The 14359-nt window shown below is 72.9% G+C and carries 15 protein-coding genes; 2 read left to right on the top strand and 13 right to left on the bottom strand.

The features are described from left to right. Nucleotides 1-64 precede the first annotated feature (64 nt). A complete protein-coding gene (locus HNR12_RS22705) occupies nt 65-1297 on the top strand; it encodes an IS30 family transposase (protein WP_218901818.1) in 1233 nt (410 codons plus the stop codon). A gap of 311 nt (nt 1298-1608) precedes the next feature. Here HNR12_RS22705 and HNR12_RS22700 read toward each other — a convergent pair whose 3' ends face one another. The 7 genes from HNR12_RS22700 to HNR12_RS22670 form a co-directional block, all read right to left on the bottom strand. Beyond that, complete coding sequence (locus tag HNR12_RS22700; protein WP_179769468.1) at nt 1609-2490, bottom strand: endonuclease/exonuclease/phosphatase family protein; 882 nt, start codon at nt 2488-2490, stop codon at nt 1609-1611. Between the two features lie 566 nt (nt 2491-3056). Next, nucleotides 3057-3341, bottom strand: a complete 285-nt coding sequence (locus HNR12_RS22695) for a hypothetical protein (RefSeq protein WP_179769467.1) — start codon at nt 3339-3341, stop codon at nt 3057-3059. After that, on the bottom strand, nt 3341-3598 hold the full coding sequence (locus HNR12_RS22690) for a hypothetical protein (protein WP_179769466.1): 258 nt from the start codon (nt 3596-3598) through the stop codon (nt 3341-3343). Before HNR12_RS22690 ends, HNR12_RS22695 begins: the two co-directional genes overlap by 1 nt. Beyond that, nucleotides 3595-3945, bottom strand: coding sequence for a hypothetical protein (locus HNR12_RS22685; protein WP_179769465.1), 351 nt, complete (start codon nt 3943-3945; stop codon nt 3595-3597). Before HNR12_RS22685 ends, HNR12_RS22690 begins: the two co-directional genes overlap by 4 nt. Nucleotides 3946-4027: 82 nt before the next feature. Beyond that, nucleotides 4028-4240 carry a hypothetical protein gene (locus HNR12_RS22680; RefSeq protein WP_179769464.1) on the bottom strand — a complete coding sequence of 71 codons (213 nt, stop codon included), beginning with the start codon at nt 4238-4240 and terminating at the stop codon, nt 4028-4030. Nucleotides 4241-4379: 139 nt separating this feature from the next. Then, a complete protein-coding gene (locus HNR12_RS22675; protein ID WP_179769463.1) occupies nt 4380-5636 on the bottom strand; it encodes a helix-turn-helix domain-containing protein in 1257 nt (418 codons plus the stop codon). 58 nt (nt 5637-5694) lie between these two features. Then, nucleotides 5695-6867 carry a methyltransferase domain-containing protein gene (locus HNR12_RS22670; protein WP_179769462.1) on the bottom strand — a complete coding sequence of 391 codons (1173 nt, stop codon included), beginning with the start codon at nt 6865-6867 and terminating at the stop codon, nt 5695-5697. Nucleotides 6868-7372: 505 nt separating this feature from the next. On the opposite strand from HNR12_RS22670, the gene HNR12_RS22665 reads away from it, so the two are divergent. Then, nucleotides 7373-8062 (top strand): hypothetical protein, encoded by a 690-nt coding sequence (locus HNR12_RS22665; RefSeq protein WP_179769461.1) that lies wholly within the window; start codon nt 7373-7375, stop codon nt 8060-8062. Nucleotides 8063-8325: 263 nt separating this feature from the next. On the opposite strand, the gene HNR12_RS22660 is transcribed toward HNR12_RS22665, so the two are convergent. The 6 genes from HNR12_RS22660 to HNR12_RS22635 are packed head-to-tail and all read right to left on the bottom strand — an operon-like array spanning nt 8326 to nt 14358. Continuing rightward, complete coding sequence (locus tag HNR12_RS22660) at nt 8326-8793, bottom strand: NUDIX hydrolase (RefSeq protein WP_179769460.1); 468 nt, start codon at nt 8791-8793, stop codon at nt 8326-8328. Then, complete coding sequence (locus HNR12_RS22655; RefSeq protein WP_179769459.1) at nt 8780-10438, bottom strand: carbamoyltransferase C-terminal domain-containing protein; 1659 nt, start codon at nt 10436-10438, stop codon at nt 8780-8782. The genes HNR12_RS22660 and HNR12_RS22655 overlap by 14 nt, the downstream gene beginning before the upstream one ends. Next, nucleotides 10435-11286: a hypothetical protein gene (locus HNR12_RS22650; protein WP_179769458.1), complete on the bottom strand. Its 852-nt coding sequence runs from the start codon at nt 11284-11286 to the stop codon at nt 10435-10437. The genes HNR12_RS22655 and HNR12_RS22650 overlap by 4 nt, the downstream gene beginning before the upstream one ends. Before the next feature lie 11 nt (nt 11287-11297). Beyond that, nucleotides 11298-12248, bottom strand: coding sequence for a Gfo/Idh/MocA family oxidoreductase (locus HNR12_RS22645; RefSeq protein ID WP_217782709.1), 951 nt, complete (start codon nt 12246-12248; stop codon nt 11298-11300). Continuing rightward, the gene (locus HNR12_RS22640) at nt 12245-13123 is read right to left on the bottom strand and encodes a sugar phosphate isomerase/epimerase family protein (RefSeq protein WP_179769457.1); all 879 of its coding nucleotides are present in this window, start codon (nt 13121-13123) and stop codon (nt 12245-12247) included. Before HNR12_RS22640 ends, HNR12_RS22645 begins: the two co-directional genes overlap by 4 nt. Further along, the gene (locus HNR12_RS22635) at nt 13120-14358 is read right to left on the bottom strand and encodes a methionine adenosyltransferase (protein WP_179769456.1); all 1239 of its coding nucleotides are present in this window, start codon (nt 14356-14358) and stop codon (nt 13120-13122) included. The genes HNR12_RS22640 and HNR12_RS22635 overlap by 4 nt, the downstream gene beginning before the upstream one ends. Between the last annotated feature and the right edge of the window lies 1 nt (nt 14359).

Genomic DNA, 14359 nt, shown 5'->3' with positions numbered 1-14359 from the left:
AGGCGCCCCGCCGCCATGCCTCACCTTCTAGCGGTCGTCGCAACCCCCTGAGCCAGGGGATGCGATGGGGTTCGAGATCCGCAAGGACAGAGGGCCACAGGGCCGCAAGAAGCTAGAGCGGGAGCGGGCGGAATACTTCCGGCTCATGGAGTCGGGGTACAGCAGTCAGGCAGCTTGCCGGATCGTCGGCGTCAATCGGCGAACCGGCAAGCGGTGGAGGAACGGGACCAACCCGACCAGCGGCCGTCCAGGGGCGCCTCCGGTTACGGAGGCGCCCCGACCTTCGCTTTTGTCGGGGCGGTACCTGAACGAGTCCGACCGAATCCACATCGCCGACCGACTCCGCGAGGGCGCGTCGTTGCGGACGATCGCTGCTGAACTGGGCCGCAGTCCCTCGACGATCAGCCGGGAGGTTCGCCGCAACCGCACCGAGGGCGCCCGCAACGACTGGCACTACCGGCCGCACGCCGCCCAGGCCCGCGCCAACCAGCGTCGAGCCCGGCCCAAGCCCGGCAAGCTGGTGGCCAACCCCGAACTGCGCGGCATAGTCCAGTCCTGGCTGGAGATGAAATGGAGCCCAGAGCAGATCAGCCAGATGCTGCGGCGCCGCTTCCCCGACCGACCGGACCTGCGCGTGTGCCACGAGACCATCTACCAAGCCCTCTACGTCCAGGGCCGCGGTGAGCTGCGCCGCGAACTCATCCGAGCGCTGCGCACCGGCCGCGCCTACCGCAAGCCGCGCCGCCAGGCGCAACAGCGGCAACCGCGCTATGCCACCCCGATGGTAATGATCAGCGAGCGGCCGGCCGAAGTCGCCGACCGCGCCGTCCCGGGCCACTGGGAGGGCGACTTGATCATCGGCAAGAACCATCTGTCGCAGATAGGCACCCTGGTAGAGCGCACCACCCGCTACGTCTTGCTGGTCCACCTGCCCACCGACCGGACCGCCGAGACCGTCCGCGACGCCCTGGTCACCACCATGCGCACCCTGCCCACCCAGCTGAAACGTTCGCTCACCTGGGACCAGGGGTCAGAGCTGGGCCTGCACTACGAGTTCACCATGGCCACCGACATGCCCGTCTACTTCTGCGATCCTCACTCGCCTTGGCAGCGCGGCAGCAACGAGAACACCAACGGCCTGCTGCGCCAGTACTTCCCACGCGGCACCGACCTGTCCGTCCTCACCCGCGATGACCTGGACACCGTTGCTGCCGAACTCAACGCCAGACCGCGAAAAACGCTCGGCTGGGAGACCCCGGCCGAGCGTCTCGCTAGGCTCCTAGCGACAGCCAATTGATCAACCGGTGTTGCGACGACCGGTCGAATACGCCTCGGGAGGGGCGGGGCGCTTTTCGCGTTCCGGGGAGTCACACCTCCACGTGGGCCCGCCGCCGCCCGGCGGGTCCGCAGCAGGCGGCGGCGGGGAGATGCGCCCGGACAGCAGGCGCTTCAGCAGCGGCGCGGGCCCCGCTGGCACACGACCCGCACCGGAGAGCCCGCCCCGTGTCCTCCACGGGGCGGGCGGCCCGGCGCCCAGTAGGACGGGCGCCGGGTGCTCACCCCCAGACCGCTCCGTGCTGGGGGCGCCTCCCGGCCTACGCCGGGGGGTCACATCGCGGCGCGCACCTCCGCCTCGCGCGCCTCCTCCTCCGCCGGGGTCACCGGCGCGTCAGCCCTCCCCGCCGCCGCCGGATCCACCGTGACCACGAACCCGTCGTGGTCGCTCGCGTCCCCGGTGTCGATCCGCTCGTACCCGACCAGCATCGGCACCAGGGCGCGGGTGACATGAGCCTGGTCCACCCGGATCCCGCCATGCCCGGTCGCCGCGTAGTGGGCCTGGTTGCCGGTGCGGCGGGCGATGTAGTCGGCGACGTCCACCAGGCCGGCGCGGTAGAGCCCCGTGGCCACCCGCCGGTCCGGCTCACCGTCGGCCGTCCACCTGGCGGCGTAGTCCAGCGGCTTCACCGTGCTTGGGTCCGGCGCCTGTCCGCCGTCGCACAGCGGGTGCACGTTGATGTCGCCTGCCAGGACCCCGTAGGGGCTGTACCTGACCACCCGGTCGGCCGCCCGCATCGCCTCGGGGACCGCGGCCTCGGGGCCGACCGTCGTGAGGTGCGTGTTGACCACGGTCAGGCGCTCCGGCAACCCGGGCACGGCGAACAGGGCCACGCCGAGACCGGCGTACAGCTCCCGGCTGAACTTGTCGGCCCACCCCACTTGGGTGACCGTGTCGGGCCGGTAGAAGGTGCCGCCACCGCCGCCCGCCCGTCCCCACGTCAGGCCGGCCGCCATCATCGCGAGGTCGGCCTGGGCGCGGTAGAGCTGGGCGTAGAGGTGGCGGTCCCAATCCATGAGCTCCTGGAGGAGGAGGATGTCGGGGCGCTGCCGGTTGATGATCTTCGCGAGGTCGGGCCACCGGTCGTCCGGGTTTCCCGCCGGGTCGAGGATGCCGCCGTGCTGGATGTTGAGGGACATGATCTTCAAGGCCAAAAGGGGGGCTCCTGTCTGAGAGAGGAAGGGGTGCCCCGCCCCCAAGGTCCCGGGGGCGGGGCGTCCCGGCGCAGCCCGGGAGGGTGGGCCGCGCCGGGCTGCCCCCGCACGGGCACGATTCCGCGGGGGCGCCGGCCGCTGGGAGGGACGGTGCGGCCGGTTGACCCGCGCGCCGGGGTGCCTCATCAGGACTGGTCCTGTCCCGGCGCGCGGGCGCTCAGAGGGGGCCGTCAGGTTTGCGGCCCGGGGTAGCGCCACGCCTTGATGCGGTCCTCGACGCCGGGGTGTTCGAGGTCGCCGTCCGGTCCGAGCGGCGGACCGTTCGGCCGCCGTGGGGATCGGCGCCGGGGCGGGCGGGGCGGCGTGCCACCGGTCCACCTTCGCGGCGTATTCCTCCGCGAGGGTGGCCGCCGTGTCGGGGTCGGGGGCGGTGGCGACACCGAATACCCCGATGGCGTAGTACACGCCGGAGCACGCCGGAGTAGGCGCCGAAGGCGAACGCGGTGAGCGGCCTCCGTGCCGCTGCTGGAGGTGGGCGACGACGGCCGCCGGGTCGATGTCGGCGGTCACCGGCACCACCTCCGCACGGCGGTCGCGGACTCCACCCACCGCAACACCCCCTGGTAGACGAGTTCGGCGTGGAGGGCGGCGGGGGTGGGGGCGGACACCACGACCAGGATCCCGGCGCGGTGGCGCTGCTCGTCGGCCTGGTCGCCCCGGTGGGTGGCGACGTACTGTCCGCACTCGGGGCGGATCCACCAGTCCGGGTGCTCCGCGCGGAGTTTCGCCAGCACGTCCGGGTCGAGGCCGGCGGGCTGTCCCTGGCGTAGGGGCAGGACCTTCGCGGGCATCACGGGGTCCCCCTGTCGGCGAGGTCGAGGAGCTGGGCGAATCGGTCGAGGCCGTAGGCGCCCACGGTGTCGCCGGTGTCGTGGTGCACCGCCTGGAAAAAGATGTCGCCGGTCGCGTCGGCGGAGTACCTGGCGCACCAGCCCCGGTGTGTCAGGGTGAGGGCGACGAACCGGTCGTAGGTGTCGTGGTCGAGCGGGCGGGGCGTGTACTCGCGGGCCGGGGCCGGGGCCGGGGCGGGGGTGGGGTTAGGGGTCACCGCGCCCCCCGCTGCCGCTCGGCCAGCACCCGCACCCCCGGCAGGAGCGCCGCGCGCAGATCGTCCAGGCCGTCACCCCGCACCAGCGGGCGCGGGGCGGACTCGCGGGCGCGCTCCAGCTCCAACCGGCGGTCGCGCTCCCACTCCCACCGGGCGCGGGCGGCCGGGTCAAGCCACGGCCCCACGCGGGGAGCGACCATGCGCACCTCGGCGGCCGGGGTGGCGAGGGCGGCGAGGACTTCGAGGGCTGTCGTGGGGTCCGTGCCGCGCACCCGGCCGGTGCAGCCCTCAGCGCGGTGGCGGGTGCGGTGCCGGCCGCGGTCTTGTCGGCGGCGAACGGGAAGCATAGAATCCTCCACCAGAATCAGGGATTGATTTCAGGTGGCGGGATGTGGTTGGCGCCCTCCCGCCACTTTTTGTGTCACGAGGTCACGGCTGAGCCATCAGTTGCTCGCGGAGGTCGCTGAGGGACGCCGCTTTCAGCGGGGGGTTGCTGCCGAGTTGGGCGCACCAGTCCCCGTGCGTCCCGTCGTCGCGCCGTTCCCGCCAGATCTCCCAGTGCGGAAATTCGCCCGCCAGGATTTCGGCCTCGGTGGGCCACGGCCCGTGCAGGGCGTCGCGCTCGTCGGATCGGGGCCTCAACGCCGTCACCTCCTAGAAAATCCTTGGGTGACGAACGTAACGGCTCCTGGCCTGCGCAAACAGAAGCGGGGCGTGGCACTTTTGCCAACGCCCCGCCGGGAACTATCACGCCACGTGATACCTGGCGCGTCCGCGCGGGTTACAAGGACACCTGGAGGAATTTAGCGAGGTCAACCAGGGTCCGGCTCGGGCGGCGCTTCTTGTCGTTGATCATGTCTTCAACCGCGTCCCGCGCGGACTGCTGGTGCCGCAGCCACTCCGGGGCCTCCACCCGGAGTTCCTGAAGGAGCTGTTCCGCATCGTCGACGTTGCCCAGCTTGAAGTGCGCGCGGGCTTTGTCGATTCCGTGCCGGTGCATATCCGACCGCATCGACACCCCGGCGTTCCACGGAAGCTCTTCCGCCAGCCGCAACGCCAAATCCGGCTTTTCGGACACCAAAGCGTTCTCTGGGCCTTTCAGGGCGACCGTCATTGGCCCAAACGTTTGACCGATGGGGTTCCTCACTTCCCTCCCCACCGCCGCCGCCGCCGACATGGCGTGCCGGTGGAACATGTTCGCCTCGGCCGGCCGGTTGTTGCGGACCGCCGCCGCCGACGCCCGCAGTAGCAGCCACCCCCACGCGGACAGCTCATCGGGGCTGGCCTTCGTGATTTTCGAGGGCTCGATCATGTCGGCCGAAGTGGAGCACAGCGTTTCGACCTCGGCGAATCGCCCCTGCCGCAGCAGCGCCCACGCTTCCGACGAGATAGCGCGAGCCGCGCGCGGGGTGTCGTCCACCGCCAGCGCGTCGGACAGGGCATCCCGCAGCGCCACCAAAGCAAGATCGTGTTCGCGGACCTGGATCAACCACCGGCCGGCCACGCCGAGCACGTCCGACCGCAGACGGCGGGCCGCCGCCTGGTCGTCTCCGTCCAGGAGATTCACGTGGAGATGAGCAGCCCGGACCACGGCCGGGGCCATGCGGGCGACGGTGTCGTACTCGTCACGCTCGTAGTGCTGGGCCAGAATCTTCGTGGCGTCGGCGAGCATGCCGAGGTCCGGGGTGTCCAGGCCGCGCGGCATGATGGGGCCGCGCATCCCAGCGGGCGGGTTGATCGCCGCGCGGATCTCGGCCAGGGCGGTGTCCTGGTGAGTGGACGGCTGCGGTGCCGGGGAGCCGGGGACCGCGAAAACGATCGTCTCCACGCCGAGAGCATCCGCGATCAGGCGGTAGGTCTCCATGCGGGCGCCCCCGCGGGCGTTCTCGATCTTGCGGATGACTCCGACGCTGAGCCCGGTCTGTTCTGCGAGTGCTTCTTGGGTGAGCCCGCGGCGATTTCGGAGTTCGGTCAGGCGGGTTCCGATGGTCTGCGCGTGCTCTGGGGGGGTGGGGTCTGAGGGGGTATCGTGGTGCATGGTTGCCCGTCCTATCCGTCGATTCGCGTCTTCAGGATAGGGCGGGCATCGCTATACGTCAGGGAGTACAGGCCAGAGGGTGCGCGGGGGTGTCCACCCACAGGGTGTGTTCCCCGGTCGCGGTGACGGTGAGCCCGAGCCGGTCCCGGCCTGGCCGCCCGGCCTGGCACCACGCGCCGCGCGCGGCGGTGATCTCGGCCCACAGGTCGCGCGGTCCGGCCCGCCGGGTCTCGTACATCCCGCCGGGAAGTTTGTACTCGGCGACCGCCCAGGAGCGGTCGCGATCGAACACGTAGATGGTGGCCTCGCCGGCCGCCGGGTGGTTGTCGGGGGCGGCCTCGTAGGAGGCGTAGCCGAGGCCGGGCACCGCCCACCCCAGGACCACGCTCCAGCCAGGGTTGCGGTCGGCCACCACGCGCGGGTTGAGCGCGATGAACTCGCTGGTGGCGTCGGGGTCGTCCTCGTCCACCCAGGTCCGCCACTCGTCCACCGGGGGCCGGTCGGAGCGCGCCAGCATGAACGCGGCGTCGCCGACAATCCGGCCCGCCGCCTGGCCGTCGCCGCCCTCCAGCCGGAGGAGCACCGATTCGGCGAACCCCGCGCCCGGTGCCCACGGGACCACCACCATCCCGCCCGGCGCGACCGCCCGCACCCACGCCGGCGGGATCCGGGTGACCGCGACCGTGGCGATCAGGCGGTCGTAGGGCCCTTCGGGCGGGTGGGCGCCGTCGCCGACCACCAGCCGGGGCTTGTACCCGAGCTGGTGCAGCCGCGCGCGGGCGGCCTCGGCGACGTCGGGGTCGATCTCGATCGTGGTGACGTTCTCGTCGCCCAGCCGCTCGCACAGGAGGGCGGTGTTGTAGCCGGTGCCGGTGCCGATCTCCAGCACGGTGTCGCCGTCGCGGGCGCCCATGGCCTCCAGCATCCCGACGACGAGGGAGGGTTGGGAGATGCTGGAGGAGGGGGTGAATCCGCGGCCGTCGGTGCCGGTGGGGTGGCCGTCGTCCACCTGGGTGACGATGCTGACGTCCTCGGTCAGCCACCGCTGGGGGTCGGGGTCGGTGACCGGGATCGGGGTGTACCAGCCGTCGTCGTCCTGCGCCCACACGACCTCGGGGACGAACCGGTCGCGGGGGACGGCCAGGACGGCGCGGTGCCAGGCCGGGTCCTGGATCGCGCCCTTGGCGGTGAGCACGCGCGCGATCGGCGCGCCGGGGTAGCGGGAGGTCACTGGGGTTTGCCGCCCTGCCCGTCGCCGGACTGCGGCGGCACGCCCTCCGAGCCGTGCCGGGACGGTTTGGAGCCGTCTGTGCTGGAGCTGCCGCCCCTGCCGCTGTCGGTGGGTTTGTCCTGGTTGCCGTGGTCGCCCATGGGAGCCTCCCGGGGGTTGGGGTGTCTACCAGGGGGACGGTAGCCCGGCGGACACGGGGTGTCACTGGAGTTGGCCGGTGGCGGCCACCAGGCCACGCCCGACCCCAAGGAGGCCCGCGGGGTGCGGCGGGTGCCGGCCGAAAACTCCGAGCGCGATGAGACTGCTCCCGCACTGCGGAAGCGCATCGCCCACGGCCTGTCGTCGGCCGCCCCCTCATCACCGGACCCCTCACCGCCCACACCCCCAAGGCGCCGCGGCCCGTGCCTCGATCAGGGGCATTGGCTCCGATGAAACGCGGGACGCTGCGGTGGCCCAGCGGTCGACGCGAACAGGCATCATGGCACCACTGAAGACAGGAGCCCCCATGTCCATCACTCCCATCGAGACCCGCTACGCCGGCCACCGGTTCCGGTCCCGCCTCGAAGCCCGCTGGGCCGTGTTCTTCGACCAGCTCGGCATCCCCTGGGAGTACGAGCCCCAGGGCTACCTCGTCGACGGGGCGCCCTACCTACCGGACTTCCTCCTCTATGCCAACAGCGACCAAGCGTTCTGGTTCGAGGTCAAAGGCCAGTTCCCCACGGACAGCGAACTCGAACGCGCGCAAGGACTCGCCACAGGATCGGAACTCCCCGTCTACGTGTACTTCGCCAAGCCCGAGATGCCCGCACCGGACCTGTCGCACATCACGACCATGGACCAGTTCCACGGGCCCGACCAGTGGACATGGGTGGACGAAGACGGGTGGCAGGTGATCTCGGCAGGGCCGGCGTCATGGGAGTACAACCTCAAACCGACGGCGTTTCGACTCAACCCCCCGTTCAAGGGGAAGACGCGCCCGCCCAAGAGCGGATTCTGGTGGTGGACGGACTGCCCCTTCTGCCCGGCGGTGCTCCTCAAGCTTCGAGGGCAGGTCGGGATATGCCCGATCCGCCACCAGGGGGAGGGGTGGGTCGATCCCGGGCTCTACCCGCGTTTCGCCCACAACACCGCTCGTTTGCAGAAGGCGTACTGGGCGGCACGTTCGGCCCGGTTCGAGCACGGCGAACGCGGATGAGCCACAGCGCGAGAAAAGCCCGGCCCCTTCCGGATGCCGGGCCTATCCGGAGCGCTCAAACGCGAGACTCCCACGGCCACACGCGCCCCCGCGCTGGGGCCTGCGGTCAGGGGGCGGGGCGGCTCGGCCGGCGGGCTGGCTAAGGCCTGGCACCCCCATCCGCGAACTCCAGTGGCCCCGGGGCCTGCGCACGGGCCGGTCCTCGGGGCCGCGCAGGCCGCCCGGCGCGGTGCCGCCGGTGGCCAGTGTCCTGCCCACCCTGGCTACCTCGGGAGCTGCACCGGTGAGGCGGGCGCGCCCTGGGTGAGGTACGCCTCGATGAGGTCGGCCAGCCCTACGGGGTAGACCGGCTCGACGCTGGACCCAATGTCCGGCCGCTGCCACCAGCGCCGAGCCGTGATGTTGTCGGTCTGCGTCCCGTGCGAGGCATCGGCCTGCTGGGCGTCTACCCGGGTGAGGTAGTAGGTCTCGACCTGGCGGCGCATCGCGCCGCCGACGAGGTGCTCGGTGGTGCGGTAGGCCAGGGCGGGGGTTAGCGTGATGCCGCTGAGCCCCAGTTCCTCGGCCACCTCCCGCCGCGCTGCGGCCTCCTCGTCCTCGCCGGGCTCCAGGCTGCCGCCCGGTGTCGCCCAGAACACGCGGCCGCGGTCGACGATACGCAGAAGCAGGGTGCGGTCGGCCTCGTCCAGCACGATCACGCGAGCGGCGCGGCGCAGCTCAGGGGCGGTCATGGATCCCATTCTGGCGCGACGGGGCCTTCTCTGCGAGGTAGTCGCCGATGCACAGGGCGTCCAGTTCGGTGGCCTGGAAGGTGGCCAGAGCGTGCGCCGGGGTCTCCACGATCGGCTCGGTGTCGTTGAAGCTGGTGCAGAGCACCATCGGCACACCCGTGAGGCGGTGGAACTCGGTGATCAGCCGGGCGAACAGCGGCTCGTGGTCGGGGTCGACCAGTTGGGCTCGGGCGGTGCCGTCCACGTGGACCACGGCGGGCACGAGGTCAGCCCGGACGGGGTGGAGCCGGGGCGCGCCGAGCATGAACGGCGATAGCAGCGAGGGCGCGCTGAGGGGGGTGAACCAGTCCTCGGCGGCACGGGACAGGACGGCCGGGGCGAACGGGCGAAAACCTTCGCGGTGCTTGACCCTGGTGTTGAGGGTGTCTCGACTGGCCACGGTTCGAGGGTCGGCGAGGATGCACCGGTGCCCGAGCGCGCGCGGGCCCAGCTCGCTGCCGCCCTGGTGCCAGCCGACCAGTTGGCCCTCGGCGACCATTTGGGCGGCCGTGCGGGCGATGTCGGCGTCGCCTCGCCAGGAGAACGCGCACCTGCGCCGCTCCACCAGCCCCGAGGCGGGTTCGCGGCGCAGCGCGGCCTCGATCTCGGCATCGCTGTAGGTGCGGCCGAAGGAGTCGGCGTGCACGGGGCGGCGCGGGATCTCGCCGGTGGCGCGGTGCCAGGCGGCCAGGGCGTTGCCCAGTGCCTGGCCGCGGTCGGAGGCGGGCGGCGGCACGAACAGGTCGCGCGCGCCCGATGCCCGCACCGCCTCGTTGGCGACGCAGTTGAGCGCCACACCCCCGGCCATGGCCAGACGCGGTTCGCCGGTGAGCGCGATCGCGGCCCCGGCGAGCCGGACGAGCGCGGTCTCGGTGTGGTGCTGGAGGTAGGCGGCCGCGTCCGCGCCGGCCAGCCCGCGGCCGCGACCGCCCGCAGGGCCGAAGTCTGCGCCGGTGCGGGCGGCGAACTCCGCGACCCCCTCCTGGTGGGTGAGGTTGAGGCGGCCGCGCACCTGCGCCCCGTCGACGTCGAACAAGGGCTCGGTCGTGGCCGCGTTGGGGCTCCCGTAGGCGGCCAGGGCCATGACCTTTCCCGCTTCCTGCTCGTGCCAGCCCAGGTAGTTGGTGAAGGCTTCGTAGGTGGCGCCGATGCCGCCCGCGCGTGGACGGCCGGCCGGGGCCGCGGCCACGCGGACGATCCCCGCCGGGGTGGCGTGGTAGACGGTTTCGGTGTCGCCGGCGTTGCCCGCCCCGTCGACGACCAGGACGGTGGCCTTCTCGTGGGGGCTGAGGCTGTAGGCGGTGTAGGCGTGGGAGAGGTGGTGATCCACGGCGAGGACGCGGCGCTCGTCGATGCCCAGATGGCGCAGCCCGGTCATGGCGGGGGCCGGCGGGGTGTGGCCCAGTCCGCTGACGCCGATGAGGTCGAGGTCGGCCAGTGTGAGCCCGGCGGCTTGGAGGCAGTAGAGCAGGGCGGCCTGCCAGCCGGGGCTGTAGCGGGTCCGGTTGAGGCGCTCCTCGCCGATGGCGACGATCGTGTGCTCGGTGAGGATTGCTGCGCCGCCGTCGTGGCCGAGGTTGATCCCGGCTACCGCAGGGCGCCTCACGAGGCCGCCCCGTGGTGGGCGCCGGCGGGCTGCCAGACCGACACCTCGCCGCTGGGGGCGCGGTGCAGGGCGCCCAGTTGGAAGAGTTGGGTGAGTCCGCCGCGGTAGGCGAATGCCGCGCTGGCGGGGTGTCCTAGCACGCCCAGGCCGCCGAGGGCGTGGTGCAACGCGGTGAACGCCGGGTCGACACCGGGGCGCTCCGGGGCGGGTCGGGTGGGCAGGGTCGGCAGCCGCAGGTCGGGCCACGTGGCGGCCAGCCTGGCCCAGACCTGGTCGGGCGTGAGGTGTTCGGTGTCGATGACCAGTGGCGGGGTGGGGCACAGTTCGGGGGCGATCTCGGTGTAGAAGGTGTGCAGGCGTTCCAGCAGGCCGCGGTCGAACCACAGCTCCCAGCGGGGCAGTTCGGGGTGGTCGCCGCGCCGTTTGAGGCTGGTGTCGGGGCTGGCGAGCAGGATGGCGGTGCGGGCGTCGGGGGGTAGGCGGGGGGCGATGGTGGCGGCGTAGGCGGTGCGGGCGGTGTCGAAGCTGGTGGCGTTCTCGCCGCGGAAGGCGTAGGTGAAGGCCAGGACGCCGAGGTGGTTGCGGTCGAGCAGGCGCAGGCAGGCGGTGTCGGCGGGGGCGGCCGCCAGGCGGGCGGCCTCGTGGGCCAGGTACCAGTCGGTGAGGTCGGCCGGGCTGTCGCTGGCCGGTGCGGTGGCGTGCGGGTCCTGGGCGGCGAGGGTGGGGTTGGGTTCGCAGAAGTACAGGCAGTCGTGGGTGAGCGCGCGCACGAGTGCGGTGAACAGGGTGGTCTTTCCGCTGCCGGGGACGCCTTCGAGCGCCAGCACGGGGGCGGGGGTGGGGGGCATCGGTGGTCCCTTCACGTGGTGGTGAGCGCGGCCAGGTCGGCGGCGGTCTGCTCGACGTCGGCGGACAGGGTGTCCACGGCGTGGTCGCCGCGGTGGATGCTCTGGGCGATGTCGCCCCACAGGGCGGCCAACGCCGGGTGGGGCGGGTGGCCGTGCCCGGCCGGGTAGGGGCTGGGGAAGGCGGTTTCGGCGGTGTAGGCCGCGGTGATGCGGGCGTGGTCGACGTAGACGCCTGCGGGTCCCGGACCGACGGCCAGGGTCATGAGCTGGCCGTGGGCGTCGGTGAAGGCGGCGTGCACGGTGCGGCCGTCGGCGGTGAGCACGCAGGCGCGGGCGGTGCGGGGCGCTGTTGTGGCCGTGACGGCGAGGGTGAGCAGGTGGTAGCCCTCCCACGCCAGGATCTCCAGGGCCCGGTGCTGGCGGGGGTGCCTCAGCGTCTGCGGGTACAGCGGCGGGGCGGCGGCCGGCGGGTGCGCGGCGGGCACCTGGAACCGGGCGCGCGTTTGGGCATCGGTGCCGTCGAGCTTGGTCAGCACCCCGGACCGGGCTCCCGGTCCGGCGGCGGCCAGCAGGGCGGCTGCAGTTGGGTCGTGGGCGCGCACCGCAGCGACCCGCAGCATCAGGCCCTCGCGGTGGGCCCGGGTGCGCAGGTGGCGGCCCAGCACCGGGTCCAGGCTCAGCGGCTTCTCGCTGACCACGTGGGCTCCGGCGTCCAAGGCGGCGGCGACCAGGTCCTCGTGGGCCAGGGTGAGCACCGCCACCACCTCCACCTGCTCAGCCAGGGCTTGCGCGTCGGGCGCGACGCGGGCGGCGAAGCGGTCGGCGGCCGCGCGGGCGCGCTCGGGGCAGATGTCGGTGACAGCCTCGACCTGGAACTGCGGCAGCGCGGCCAGGGCCGGCAGGTGCAGGCTGGTGGCGGCGGCCCCGCATCCGATGACGCCGACCGTGAGCGGGCGCCTCACCCGGCCACCTCCCGGGCGATGCGGTGGACCGCGGCGGCGGCCCGGTCGGCGATCTCCTGCTCGGGCAGTGCGCGCAGGTGGGGGTTGAACAACTCCACCGACAGCGGGCCGGTGTAGCCGGCCGCGGCGAGCGCTGCGGTGAACGCGGCCCAGTCGAGGGCGCCGTCTCCGGGAAACAGGCGCATCTGGTCCTCCCACCGTCCGCGCGGGATGCGGTGGGGGGCGTCGGCGACCTGCACGTGGGTGATGCGGTGGCCCAGGCGGGTGATGTGGGCGGGGTCGGCCCCAGTGGCGGCCCAGTGGAAGGCGTCCAGGCACACGCCGGCGTTGGGCGCGGCCACGGCGTCCAGGAGCCGGGCGAGGTGGGGCAGGGCGGTCACGAAGGGGTGGCGCCCGCTCAATGCGGGGCCGTGGCCGCGCGGGGCGCCGACGGCCTCGACGGCGAGGGTGATGCCGTGCTCGGCAGCGGCGCGGGTCAGCATCTGGAGGCGGGCGACTGCGCGGTCGTGGGCGGCTGGGTAGGGGGTGTCGGTGGCGGGGTTGAGCAGGACGGTGGCCACCGGGCAGCCGACCGCGGCCATCGCGGCCAGGCGGTCGGTGAGGCCGTCGAAGGTTTGGGGGTCTCGGGTCAGCAGCGGGGCGGGCAGGACCGGGCCGGCCGGCAGGACGCCGGAGGCGGCCGCGATGCCGACGCCGTGCTCGGCGAGGAGGTCGCCCACCCGGGCGGGGCCCAGGGCGAGCACCTGCTGGATGCTCGCCTCGACAAAGTCCAGCCCGCTGCGGGCGGCCAGGGCGATGACCTGGGGCAGGGGCGCTCCGGTGACGGTGGCGGGGTTCAGGCACCCGGCCCACCGCCCGGCGGGGGCGCCGCTCATGCGGTGGCCACCTTCCCCGCCAGCAGCCCAGAGCGGATCTCCTCCAGCCCTTCCCCGAGCATGTGGCCGATCACCTGGCGCACCAGCAGCTCGGGCAGGGCCGGGGCGCTGGTGTGCACCACGGCCTGCCAGGGGTCGTCCAGGTTGCGGCCCGACTGGGAGACCAGCACGACGGCGCAGGCGTGGCCGGTGCGCTCGTGCAGGGCCTCGGCGGCGCGCTGGGCCGCCAGGGAGTAGAGCTTGCCGACGTGGTAGACGGGGTTCTTCCCGCTGACGCCTTCCATGGACATCGGCCGCAGCATGGAGATGAGGCCGGTGGGGCGGTTGCCGCGCCCCACGACGCCTTCGTCGCCGGACTCGATCGAGGACCCGGTCGCCGTCAGGTACAGCTCTCGGCGCTCGTCGTCGTCGCGGGTGTTGAGGGCCACGTGGACCTGGTGGTCCGAGGGCAGCACCTGGTGGGCCAGGGAGGCGATGAGGGCGCGCACCTGGTCGCGGCGCCGTACGTAGGTGTCCAGGTCGGGGGTGTGGTCGGCGATCTGGGGCACGCACGCGGTCAGGTGCACCTGGCGGCCGCTGCGCACCGCCATGACCTTGACGTCGGTGCCGCACCAGGGGTTGGCGCTGGCGAACTCGCCGGTGAGGTACTGCTCGACGGCCAGGACCAACTGTTCGGCCGCGCCCAGCGGCGCATAGCCCACACCGGCCGAGGTGTCGTTGGCGAACGCCCGGTGGCGCTCGGCGAGGTCGTCCAGGGTGCGGGGGTGAAACCAGTGCTTGCGCCCGGCCTGCTGGTCGGCGCTGTCGCCGTGGACGGCGCCGGGGCTGGAGGCGGTGCTGAGCCGCATCTGCACCTGGATGTCGCGGTCGGGATCGAGCCGGGGCAGCCGGGCTGTGAGGAACGCGCGGACGGTGGTGTCGATGATCTCCGCCACCGGGACGCGCTTTGCGCCGAGGGCTTCGGTGAAGCGGCCGTTGACCAGCACGGTCAGCGGCCGCGTCATCTCGCCGCGGCCAAACTCCACATGGGCGGCACCGCCGAGCAGGGCGGTCTTGTCGCTGTTGTGGTGCAGGATCGCGCCGAAGTGGTCCAGGCAGTACCGCGCGTAGGCGCGGGAGACGGCCTCGGCGACCCCGTCGGCGAGGGTGTCGGGGTGCCCGGCGCCCTTGCGTTCGACGACTTCCACCGGCATCTGCCCGCAGGCGAGCAGGCCGGGCGTGATGGACAGGTGCATG

Source organism: Streptomonospora nanhaiensis, from assembly GCF_013410565.1.
In the GTDB taxonomy this organism is placed as follows: domain Bacteria; phylum Actinomycetota; class Actinomycetes; order Streptosporangiales; family Streptosporangiaceae; genus Streptomonospora; species Streptomonospora nanhaiensis.
Note: the sequence above shows the minus strand (reverse complement) of the source record. Positions and strands in the feature narration are given on the sequence as shown.

Coding starts and splice junctions, on each gene's coding strand:
- HNR12_RS22705 (WP_218901818.1), top strand. CDS start 65: ATGGGGTTCGAGATCCGCAAGGACAGAGGGCCACAGGGCCGCAAGAAG.
- HNR12_RS22695 (WP_179769467.1), bottom strand. CDS start 3,341: ATGCCCGCGAAGGTCCTGCCCCTACGCCAGGGACAGCCCGCCGGCCTC.
- HNR12_RS22685 (WP_179769465.1), bottom strand. CDS start 3,945: ATGCTTCCCGTTCGCCGCCGACAAGACCGCGGCCGGCACCGCACCCGC.
- HNR12_RS22675 (WP_179769463.1), bottom strand. CDS start 5,636: ATGCACCACGATACCCCCTCAGACCCCACCCCCCCAGAGCACGCGCAG.
- HNR12_RS22665 (WP_179769461.1), top strand. CDS start 7,373: ATGTCCATCACTCCCATCGAGACCCGCTACGCCGGCCACCGGTTCCGG.
- HNR12_RS22660 (WP_179769460.1), bottom strand. CDS start 8,793: ATGACCGCCCCTGAGCTGCGCCGCGCCGCTCGCGTGATCGTGCTGGAC.
- HNR12_RS22650 (WP_179769458.1), bottom strand. CDS start 11,286: ATGCCCCCCACCCCCGCCCCCGTGCTGGCGCTCGAAGGCGTCCCCGGC.
- HNR12_RS22640 (WP_179769457.1), bottom strand. CDS start 13,123: ATGAGCGGCGCCCCCGCCGGGCGGTGGGCCGGGTGCCTGAACCCCGCC.
- HNR12_RS22635 (WP_179769456.1), bottom strand. CDS start 14,358: ATGCACCTGTCCATCACGCCCGGCCTGCTCGCCTGCGGGCAGATGCCG.